The organism is Corynebacterium sp. HMSC055G02 (assembly GCF_001809065.1).
Lineage (GTDB): Bacteria > Actinomycetota > Actinomycetes > Mycobacteriales > Mycobacteriaceae > Corynebacterium > Corynebacterium jeikeium_D.
In genome coordinates this window covers 93,443-103,830 of sequence record NZ_KV795671.1, presented here as the reverse complement: position 1 = coordinate 103,830, position 10,388 = coordinate 93,443, and the positions used below count along the sequence as shown (strand labels likewise).

General features: G+C 59.4%; 10 protein-coding genes. 4 read left to right on the top strand and 6 right to left on the bottom strand.

Translation table 11 applies throughout. The annotated features are described in order from the left end of the window. Positions 1–65: 65 nt before the first annotated feature. The 4 genes from tatB to sigE all read right to left on the bottom strand — a co-directional run bounded on the left by tatB (position 66) and on the right by sigE (position 3,127). Positions 66–620 (bottom strand): Sec-independent protein translocase protein TatB, encoded by a 555-nt coding sequence (tatB, locus tag HMPREF2547_RS08650; RefSeq protein WP_070429355.1) that lies wholly within the window; start codon positions 618–620, stop codon positions 66–68. 90 nt (positions 621–710) lie between these two features. Next, entirely contained in the window at positions 711–2,030 is a 1,320-nt protein-coding gene (locus HMPREF2547_RS08645; protein WP_049189281.1) for a S1C family serine protease, read from the bottom strand. Next, entirely contained in the window at positions 2,030–2,422 is a 393-nt protein-coding gene (locus HMPREF2547_RS08640; RefSeq protein ID WP_052317810.1) for an anti-sigma factor family protein, read from the bottom strand. Before HMPREF2547_RS08640 ends, HMPREF2547_RS08645 begins: the two co-directional genes overlap by 1 nt. 51 nt (positions 2,423–2,473) lie before the next feature. Next, complete coding sequence (gene sigE / locus HMPREF2547_RS08635) at positions 2,474–3,127, bottom strand: RNA polymerase sigma factor SigE (protein WP_005509312.1); 654 nt, start codon at positions 3,125–3,127, stop codon at positions 2,474–2,476. Positions 3,128–3,285: 158 nt separating this feature from the next. Between sigE and HMPREF2547_RS08630 the strand changes: the two genes are divergently transcribed. Then, positions 3,286–3,960 (top strand): O-methyltransferase, encoded by a 675-nt coding sequence (locus HMPREF2547_RS08630; protein WP_049193703.1) that lies wholly within the window; start codon positions 3,286–3,288, stop codon positions 3,958–3,960. A gap of 294 nt (positions 3,961–4,254) precedes the next feature. Here HMPREF2547_RS08630 and glgC read toward each other — a convergent pair whose 3' ends face one another. Further along, a complete protein-coding gene (gene glgC, locus HMPREF2547_RS08625; protein ID WP_042388575.1) occupies positions 4,255–5,472 on the bottom strand; it encodes a glucose-1-phosphate adenylyltransferase in 1,218 nt (405 codons plus the stop codon). Positions 5,473–5,584: 112 nt separating this feature from the next. Here glgC and glgA point away from each other — a divergent pair, with 112 nt between their 5' ends. From glgA to budA, 3 genes are all read left to right on the top strand, one after another. After that, positions 5,585–6,781, top strand: coding sequence for a glycogen synthase (glgA, locus tag HMPREF2547_RS08620; RefSeq protein WP_070546826.1), 1,197 nt, complete (start codon positions 5,585–5,587; stop codon positions 6,779–6,781). 202 nt (positions 6,782–6,983) lie between these two features. Next, positions 6,984–8,507 carry a glycoside hydrolase family 5 protein gene (locus HMPREF2547_RS08615; RefSeq protein ID WP_070546829.1) on the top strand — a complete coding sequence of 508 codons (1,524 nt, stop codon included), beginning with the start codon at positions 6,984–6,986 and terminating at the stop codon, positions 8,505–8,507. Positions 8,508–8,649: 142 nt separating this feature from the next. Next, on the top strand, positions 8,650–9,399 hold the full coding sequence (budA, locus tag HMPREF2547_RS08610; protein ID WP_083280597.1) for an acetolactate decarboxylase: 750 nt from the start codon (positions 8,650–8,652) through the stop codon (positions 9,397–9,399). Positions 9,400–9,402: 3 nt separating this feature from the next. On the opposite strand, the gene HMPREF2547_RS08605 is transcribed toward budA, so the two are convergent. Further along, complete coding sequence (locus HMPREF2547_RS08605; protein ID WP_048732862.1) at positions 9,403–10,278, bottom strand: methyltransferase domain-containing protein; 876 nt, start codon at positions 10,276–10,278, stop codon at positions 9,403–9,405. Between the last annotated feature and the right edge of the window lie 110 nt (positions 10,279–10,388).

Below are 10,388 nucleotides of genomic sequence, written 5' to 3'. Positions count from 1 at the left end.
AAAATTTGTGCTCAAAGTGTCATAAACCTAGTCAGTAACTTGCGGTCGGGAACGGTTTGCAACCTCTATAGGTTGTCGTCGTCGACCCAGGCCTGCACCCCACGGGGCTGCTGAGGTTGTTGCGGCTGCTGTGGTGTTTGCTGTGCTTGCTGTTGGCGGGCCTGGGCAACTGGATCCTGCCACGTCCCCGGCTGCGGGAGCGGCTGCTGCGACGGAGCCGGCTGCACTGGCTGGTTCGTATTGGACTGCTGGTACTGCTGACCCGCAGGCCCGGCCGCTCCTGCAGCTCCGGCTGCACCAGTTCCGCCACCACCCGCTGCGGGCTTACCGGAGAGCATGTCCAGGTAGGTGTCATCGCCGTCGAAAAGCGTCCTGGTGATGGCGGTCTTCGGGTTGAGACGACGGAGATCGTTGAGCTCCTGCAGCGGCTTGCGAAGATCGTCGAAGTCTTCGCCGAACTCGTCCGAGAGGTTATCGCGTGCGTCATTGATTGCGGTGCGCGCAGCCAAGAGCAATGCGCGGACGTCCTCAATTACCTTCGGCAACCGCTCAGGTCCGATGAGAATTAGTCCGAGGATAAAGAGGACAAGAATCTCGCCCCAGCCAACATTAGAAAACACGTTATACCACCTTAGTTACAGTGCACCTCGCATGCAGCATTGCGTGGCCAAATCCACCAAATCTGCTAAATCCGCAGAAACCAGCGCCCCCTACTCCGGCGTGATCTTCGCCTCCAGCTCGGCTCCGTGGCGAACGATCTTCAATACCGCCTCATTACCAGCGCCAACAGTCCACAGCGCCACCGTGAGCTCATCTGCGGACGATACCGCGCGGTCTCCCACAGCCGTAATCACATCGCCTTCCTGCAGGCCTTCCCGGTCGGCAACGCCTCCCGGCAGGATGCTGGCAATCTCGGCACCAGTCAGTGCGCCATTGGAAACCGTGCGCACTGTCACGCCAATCCCAGGATGAACCGGCTGCTCACCGGCAATGAGCTGCTCAGCGATGGCAACGGCTGAATTGATTGGAATCGCAAAGCCCAACCCCTGTGAGCCACCCGAGCTACTGAAAATCACCGTATTAATACCGATAATGGCACCGCGGATATCCACCAGCGGACCACCGGAGTTACCCGGGTTGATGGAGGCATCGGTCTGAATCGCATCGGCGTAGCCGTCCGTGTCAGTCCCTTCAGCGGCCAGGCGCACCGGCCGATTAAGCGCGGAGACAATTCCCGAGGTCACCGTGCCGCCGAGCCCCTGCGGCGAGCCCATCGCAATCACGGTGTCACCGACCGCAACCGCGTTGGAATCACCAAGCTGCGCCACGGTCAGCCCCGCAACATCTTCGACCTTAATTACGGCGAGGTCGGTCTTCGGGTCGCGGCCAATAATCTTGGCCGGCACTTCCTTCAGCTTGCCGCCGTCCCAAAACGTTACGGAGACCTGCATATCCTGCCGGTCCGCCACCGCCGAAACGACGTGGTTATTCGTCAAAATATGACCGTCACCATCAATGACAAACCCCGAGCCCACGCCCGAGACCTCACCGGCACTGACCGCAATCGACACCACCGCGGGACGAAGAGCCTCCGCCACCTTGCCGATTTCAGTCAAATCACCGTTGCCCGGCCGCCCCTCGATCTGCTGCAGCTCCACACGCTGGTAGTCCGAGCGGAAAGTCTTGCCAGCCCAACCGCCAACAAAGCCGCCAACACCGCCAATGAGCAGCACCACGGCCGACGACGCCGCGATCACACGCCACGGCACCTCGCGGCCAAAAATCACTTCCCGCGCGCTGACGCGGGGAGCCGTCTTCGGGCGAGGCTTCTTTTTCGCTTCGGGTTTGCGGGCTGGACGCCCCGTCGTCATGCGTGACGACGAATCCTGCCACGGCGAATACTCTTGGGCGGTGGCACTGGTGTCGTCGTCAAGCTTCTGCCCTGGAGCACGCTGTAACCCGCCAGTTGCGGCGGCACGATCGGAGTCCGGGGCAAACGCGGAATCATCGAAAGAGCGATGTTTGCCCACTAGTGACTACCACCTTTACGAAAACCACGAACGATCTGCTCCAACGCAGCGCTCAGCGACTCCGGCGGACGGTGCGCGAGATGCCGCGCCGACCGATGGGGCTCTGAGTCCTCGCAACTGCCTGCGAAATCAGCAATACGAGCGCGCAGCTCAGCTGGAATGTGCAAGGGCGCGCTATCACGCAGACGCTTGGCTGCCTGCCGCTGCTTCGCGACCTCCCGGCGACACTCCGGGCATGCCATCAGGTGCGCCTGCGCACGACGCTCAGCTACGACCGACAACTCGCCGTCAACAAAAGCGGCAATTGCCTCGGTGCCGAGATGCTCCGTTGACAAAAAACGCTTGTCATCGCCCTGCTGAATCACAGACTGCAGCACCTCCAGAAATCGCACCTATTTAACTAGCCCCACAATAGCCGCTCCCGCGGATTGAGTGCGGGAAATCTAGCCTGCGGTGACCGACTCCGGCAGCTCCTGTCGTTCCTTCTCCAGGCGCTCCAACGTCGCCCGCAAGCTGGAACGTGCCCGGTGAATACGCGAACGCACAGTGCCCATCTTGAGCCCAAGGGTGCTGGCAATTTCCTCGTAGGTCAGCCCCACCACATCACAGAGGACAACCACCGCGCGATAGTCCGGCTGCAGCTCAGCCAGCGCGATTTCCAAATCCGGGTCGAGCATCGCGTCATCGACGGCCTGCTCCGGGGTCTTCAGCGTACCCGGGACGCGGTCGTAGTTCTCCGGCAATGCCTCCATCCGGATGACCTGCCGGTGCCGGACCATATCCAAAAACAGGTTAGTGGTAATCCGATGCAGCCAGCCTTCAAAAGTGCCGGGACGGTATGACTTCAGCGAGCGGAACACACGCATGAATGTCTCCTGCGTCAGGTCTTCCGCGTCCTGCTGGTTACCAGTCAACCGATATGCGAGCCCATAAACACTATCCGCGTGGGCCTGGACAAGTTCCGACCACGACGGCATCTCCCCCACACCTGCATCAAAAGCCGCGGTGCCGGACAGTTGCTCAGTTACGTCAGCGGACGGGGCGTCCTCGCGGCTGGCGCCTGCGCTGACTCGTTCGGACTTGACTCGTTCGGGCATGAGGTTCAGTGTTCCTTACCAACCTTAGGTTTGTAGTGACCTTACCCTGAAAATAGTTTGAGAGTCCAGACAAATTTGAGGCTTGTTTACGCACCTAGTCCGGCACTGACCGGCGCGCCCCGCTGCCCTGCCCGAAGTTTTTTCCTACGCTATAGAGCGTGTCCGAAACGAGTTCTTCTGCTACCCCGCTATCCGCACGTGACGCTATTGCACAGCACGTCAACAACACGACCGTAGTCTCCGAGGCCCTTGAAAGCGCCCGAGAGAGCGCTCGCGAATACGGAGTTGCCGTCCCCGATACGATGACCGGCGCCGCTTTGACCTCGCTCATGGCTCTGACCAGTGCCCGCCGCGACGGTCACCCCGCCGCTGTCATCGCATCGCCTGCGGCAGGCGTAGTCGGTTTGCACCTGGCCGCCGGCCTCGGCGATGACGGCGTTCTCACCTGCATCGACCCGGAGCTCGAGCACCAGTCTCTGGCAAAGTCCGCTTTCCGAGCCGCAGGCATCCGCCCCAACCGACAGCGCTTCCTGCCTTCGCAGCCGCTGGAGGTCATGGATCGACTGGCCGCCGACTCCTACGACTTGGTCTACTTGGACGTCGCCCCGGCGATCCTCCGCGCCGCCCAGGAAAAGGCCTGGCCGCTGCTTCGCTCCGGTGGCGCGCTCGTCCTGACCGGCGCGCTCCTCGACGGCACTGTCGCTGACTCGTCACGCACTGACCGTGACACCGTCGCTGCCCGCGAAGCCGACGAATATATGCTCCAGCTTGACGACGCTTACGTGATGCGCCTACCTCTAGCAGCTGGCACCACTGTGCTGGTGAAGAAGTAGTTTTCTACTGTTGGCCGGCCGGCTAGCGGCAGCGGTGGGCCACTGCGACTTACTGACTGCGTTTATGACAAAAATGGCCCGAAAAATGGCTTGAAAGTGTCATAAACTCACACAGTTTCACATTTGCAGCCCATGCCCGTATTCACATGCGCACCCCATATTCACAGGTGCAGCCCGCAACTTTTAGGGCTGCCAGTTTTGGGGCTAGGTAGCAACTAGGTAGCAAAAAGGGTTAAAGGCAAAAGGCACGTACCCCACGGTACGTGCCTTTTCAGCCGGTCGGACTCAGACAGTCTAGATAACCTGGTTCTTACCAACGGCCACAACGCCACCAGCGCTGACCTTGAAGCGCTCTGCGTCCTTCTCCGGATCGACACCGATAATGGCGCCGTCGGAAACTACAACGTTCTTGTCCAAAATCGCATGGCGAACCACTGCTCCGCGGCCGACGCGAACGCCTGGGAAGAGAACCGAGCCCTCCACCGTCGCGCCATCCTCGACCACAACGTTGGTGCTAATCACCGAGTTGCGGACCGTACCACCGGAGACAATCGAACCAGCACCGACCATCGAAGCCTGAGCAATACCGCCCTGGACAAACTTGGCCGGAGGCAGGTTCTCCTCTGAGAAGGTGTGGATTGGCCACTTCTTGTTGTAGAGGTTAAACACCGGGTGGACGGAAATCAGGTCCATGTTGGCCTCGTAGAAGGCATCGATGGTACCGACATCACGCCAGTAGCCCTTGTCACGTTCGGTCTCACCCGGAACGTAGCTGTCCTTGAAGTCCCAGACGAAAGCTTCGCCCTCCTCTACCAGCATCGGAATGATGTTTCCGCCCATGTCATGGTCGGAGTTTTCATCTTCCGAGTCACGCTTAATAGCGTCGATAAGCGCGGAGGTAGTGAAGATGTAGTTACCCATCGACGCGAACGTCGAGTTCGGGTCATCCGGGGTGCCGGGCGGATCAGCCGGCTTCTCCAGGAACTCGGTGATTCGGTTGTTGTCATCGGCATCGATGACACCGAATGCGCTAGCCTCAGAACGCGGGACGCGGATACCAGCGACGGTCACGCCAGCGCCAGACTCGATGTGGGCCTCCAGCATCTGCTGCGGATCCATGCGATAGACGTGGTCGGCACCGAAGACGATGACGTACTCCGGATCCTCGTCATAAACCAAGTTCAGCGACTGCAGGATCGCGTCCGCCGAACCGGTGAACCAGCGCTTACCCAGACGCTGCTGAGCCGGCACCGGGGTGACGTACTGGCCGGTGATGCCGGACAACTGCCACGCCTGCGAAATGTGACGGTCGAGCGAGTGGGACTTGTACTGGGTCAGCACACAGATCTTCAAGAAACCTGCGTTGACCAGGTTCGACAGCACGAAGTCGATAAGCCGATAGCTACCGCCGAAAGGCACGGCGGGCTTAGCGCGGTCTTCCGTCAGCGGGAAGAGACGCTTGCCTTCGCCACCGGCAAGGACAATGGACAAAACATGTGGTTGACTCCTCACACCAACCAACCTATATGCGATTTACGTTCCTCGCTGCCAGTCTCCCCTCCCCGCTACCCACACCCAGGCATATCAAGCGACGGAAATTGTCAAATCTGGTTACGCTGGAACTATGCGTGTTGCCATGATGACCAAGGAATACCCTCCGGAGATTTACGGCGGAGCAGGTGTTCACGTAACTGAACTGACTCGTTTCATGCGCGGCCTCGACGGCGTTGACGTCGATGTGCACTGCATGGGTGCTCCTCGCGATGAGGCGGATGTATATGTCCACGGCGTTGACCCGGAGTTGAAGGATGCCAACGCCTCGATTAAGACGCTGTCCACGGGGTTGCGCATGGCAAATGCCGCCGCGGCAACCGACATTGATGTCGTCCACTCTCACACGTGGTACTCGGGCCTGGGCGGTCACCTCACTGGTCTGCTCAAGGGCATTCCGCATGTGGCAACCGCGCACTCACTGGAGCCGCACCGCCCATGGAAGCGCGAGCAGCTTGGCGGCGGTTACGACGTTTCCAGCTGGTCCGAGCGCAATGCTATGGAGTACGCAGACGCTGTCATTGCTGTTTCCGCGCGCATGAAGGACGCCATCCTGGATGCCTACCCGCGTATCTCCCCCGACAAGGTCCACGTTGTCCTGAACGGTATCGACACCGAGCTGTGGTACCCGCGCCCGACGTGGGAAGAGTCCAAGGAACAGAACGGCTGGTCTGTCCTGGAGGAGCTCGGCGTTGACCCGTCTCGCCCGATGGTCGCGTTCGTCGGCCGCATCACCCGTCAGAAGGGTGTCGCTCATTTGGTCAAGGCCGCATCGCTTTTCGACGACGGTGTGCAGCTCGTTCTGTGCGCCGGCGCTCCGGACACCCCGGAAATCGCGAAGGAGACTGAGCAGCTCGTCCATGACCTCCAGGAGAAGCGCGATGGCATTTTCTGGGTGCAGGACATGCTGCCGAAGGAGAAGATCCAGGAGATTCTGACGGCCGCGGATTCCTTCGTCTGCCCGTCCATCTACGAGCCGCTGGGCATCGTTAACCTCGAGGCTATGGCCTGTGGCACCGCCGTTGTCGCCTCTGATGTCGGCGGTATTCCGGAGGTTGTCGTCGATGGTGAAACCGGCACTCTGGTTCACTACGACGAGTCCGATCCGGAGGGCTTCGAACGAGGCATCGCTGCCGCTGTCAACAACATGGTCGCCGACCGCGACCGCGCTGCCAAGGTTGGCCAGGCGGGTAAGAAGCGCGCTGAAGATGTGTTTAGCTGGGAGAACATCGCTCAGCAGACCGTCGAGGTCTATAAGTCTTTGATGTAGCTGGCTGTCTGCGAGACGCCACGGATGCGCGGCGAACGGAGTCTCCTCATAAGGCCCATCGCTTCCGAGAAGGAAGCGGTGGGCCTTTTTTAGCCTTTTTACTAACCCCGTTCAGGACATTTACTTATGCCTTTGCCCACTTTCCTAAACCTAATTTAAGTTTTGGCTGAATTTATCATTCCTGGTCAATAGCATACTGAGTATGAGATTCACTAAGAAGGTGGCAGCAGTTGGTGCCGCCATTGCCATAGCGCTAGCGGGTGCAGTACCGCATCAGGCGCTCGCTACAGAAGTAGCCCCATCCCCTAGTACCGCTACCATCACCGAGCGTGGTCCCCTTGGACAGTCCGGTCGCTGGTTTACCGACGGTGACGGCCGTGCTTTCCTCACTCAGGGATCGAACATCGTCTACAAGCACGATCCTTACACCCCAGAGGCCGGAGGCTTTAACGAGGACGATGCTGACTGGCTCGTGCAGCAGGGCTTCGACTCCATGCGAGTCGGCATTATCTGGAAAGCAGTAGAGCCAAAGCCCGGCGAGTACAACGACGAATACCTGGATTCCATTGCCCGCACTATCTCCATGCTCACTGAGCGTGGAATCGCGGTCTTGGTCGATGCCCACCAGGACATGTACAACGAGAAGTTCGAAGGCGAATTTGCCCCGGATTGGGCTGTCATTGACGACGGGGTTCCCAGCCTCTTAAAGGTTGGCTTCCCCGCTAACCAGGCTCTCAATATCGGACTCATTAGGGCATACGACAACTTCCTGAATAACCGCGAAGGGCCAGGCGGCGTTGGGTTGCAGGAGCGTTACGCAGCCATGTGGGGCCATGTCGCCAAACGCCTTGGCGACATGCCGGGACTGATGGGCTACGACATCATAAATGAACCGTGGCCAGGCTCCGCATACCCACTGTGCTATCTGGCTCTCGGCGACTGCGGCCCGGCTAAGGAAAAGCTCGATGAACTGCACCAGAAGGCTGCCAATCAGATTGTCGACAAGGACCCGGACGCTATTGTCCACTACGAGCCCTACTCCATGTGGAACACCGGATTGAACACGAATCCGGCAGCCCCGGAGGTTCCTGAAACCGCTGGTACGGCCCTCAGCTGGCATGTCTACTGCACCACGAATGCCCTGTTCAACACCTACACGGGCTGTGACTTCTTCGATGGTCGTACCTTCGACAATGCGGAAATCGTCTCATCCGGTAACGGCTCGGCCACACTGCTGTCCGAGTTCGGTGCGACCGACGATGCCGATACCCTCAATGGCGTAATTTCGCTTGCCCGCCGCCACATGGTCGGCTGGCAGTACTGGTCCTACTGCGGATGCAACGACCCGACGACGCAGAACCAGAAGGAACAGGGCATGGTCTTCGACCCTACTGTTCCAGGACCTGTAGGTGCCGATGCCTTCAACCGCGACAAGATGACCATCCTCGCCGCTCCACACCTGCGAGCGGTCGCAGGCACCCCGCAAGCTACCGACTGGAACCGCGACACCCGTGTCTACCAGGCCAGCTGGAACAATAACCGCGTCGACGGCACCGGAGTTTTCGCACCTGGTTCCACCAGCGAGCTCGTTGTGCCCTCGATCAACTTCCCGAATGGGTTCACAGTGAATGTCGAAGGCGGTCACGCCACTGTCGCTGCCGATGGCCAGACCGTTCATATCGTCTCCACTGCTGACCAAGTGACAGTCACCATCCAGCCGAAGTAGAACCAACCGCTCGATTCACCAAATCGCGCCCTGTGGATTTTTCCGCAGGGCGTTTTTCTTGCCACGATTTCCTTACCCACAAGCCGATCGGACATCTAACAGACGACCCGCCCCAGCTTGGGCTACAAATATCGCGAATATAATGGCTTCCATGACCACTCACGAGAATTTTCCAACGGTCCGACACACAATTTTCCAAAACTCACTGATGTCCGCACTGCTCGATGGCATCTACGACGGCGAGATGACCATTGGCGAAATCCTTGGTCATGGAAACTTCGGCATCGGTACCTTCGACGGCCTCGATGGCGAAATGGTAATCCTCGACGGGGTCTGCTGGCAGGTGCGTCACGACGGCTCCGCAACCCGGGCCACCATGGATCAGCGCAGCCCCTACACGGTGGTGACCAACTTCGTCCCGCACACGGTGATGGATGCGCCGGAAAACCTGACTCGCAAGGAAATTAGCCCCATCATCGATTCCCTGGTGCCGAGCCAAAACTTTATGTACGCACTGCGGATTACCGGCGAATTTGAGTGGGTGAAGACTCGAACCGTCGTAAAGCAGGAAAAGCCGTACCAGAAGATGGTTGATGCGACGGAAGAAGACGCCTCGGTTGATTTTGAGAACCTGCAGGGCACGATTGCGGGCTTCCGCACGCCGGTCTATGAGAAGGGAATTTCGGTGCCCGGCTGTCACGTGCACTTCCTCGCGGAAGGCGGCACCGGCGGCGGGCATGTGCTGGACTTTAAGCTGCGCTCGGGCACTATCGAACTGTGCCCGGGCACTGACCTGCAGCTTCGCCTTCCGCTAACGGCGGAATTCTCGGATGCTGACCTGGATCCGGAAGACCTGGATGAGCAGATTCACAAAACCGAGGTCAAGGAGTAAACGCTAGTCTCCCGGGCGGCCAAGACGAGTGACGTAGGCACGGGCGGTGACGTGCATCTCTGCAGGTAGCGCCGCAATGCGTTCCTGCAGCACCTCCGGGTGAATATGGCGTGCCGACGGGCTCATACCGATCTGCGCGGCGATTGCACCCTGGTTGAGGTTCATACCGAACTCCACCAGCTCCGGGTCGCCAACAGGCACGAGGTGCCCCTCTGCCTGGGAAATCATGCGCTCGACCTTGCCGCGCTCGACATCAATGATGCCCAGTGGCTCACGAAGCTCACCCAAGTGACCAGTGGTGGCAGTCAGAACCACAACCTGGCCGCCCGGCTTGAGCACGCGAGCGAACTCCTCCGCGTTGCGAGGTGCGAAGACAACAGTAAGCGCATCGATGGAACCATCACGCAGCGGCAACCGTGCCCACGCATCGGCCACAACCGCACCGAGGCGCGGGTGGCTCTTGGCCAGGTGCTTGGCGGCCGGCACAGACACATCAATGCCTACGCCACGAGAATTGGGAATGCTGTCCAGCGTGTGTGCGAGGTAATAACCAGTGCCCGCACCGACTTCGCAGATGACTGGGCTGGCGGCTTCGGACACGTTGGCGTCGTCAAGCACGTCCTGGACGTTGCCTGTAACTGCCTCAACGAATGGAGCATAGTGGCCACCAGAGAGGAACTCCTCGCGGGCGGTAATCATCTTGGCGTCATCGCCGGTGTAGCGCAGGCCAGCCCCACCGGCGAGCGTAACGTAACCCTGGCGGGCGACATCATAGCTATGTCCGGATTCGGACTTCAGAGTCATTCGTTCGGCATCACCAAACTTCAAATCAGTGCCATCGATGGGGTCAGCAAGCACATCAATGATGTCAGCTAGCACGTCGGTCACTCCTCAAACTGAGCTAGAAAAATAATTTTCACTATCTTAGCCCGTGTCGAGCTCAGCCAAGTAACTCCAATGCGAGTTACTGACTACGTTTATGACAAAAA

Bases quoted from the DNA above. Each gene is read 5' to 3' on its own strand.
- sigE (WP_005509312.1), bottom strand. From the start codon at position 3,127: ATGCCCGAACGAGTCAAGTCCGAACGAGTCAGCGCAGGCGCCAGCCGC.
- glgA (WP_070546826.1), top strand. From the start codon at position 5,585: ATGCGTGTTGCCATGATGACCAAGGAATACCCTCCGGAGATTTACGGC.
- HMPREF2547_RS08615 (WP_070546829.1), top strand. From the start codon at position 6,984: ATGAGATTCACTAAGAAGGTGGCAGCAGTTGGTGCCGCCATTGCCATA.
- budA (WP_083280597.1), top strand. From the start codon at position 8,650: ATGGCTTCCATGACCACTCACGAGAATTTTCCAACGGTCCGACACACA.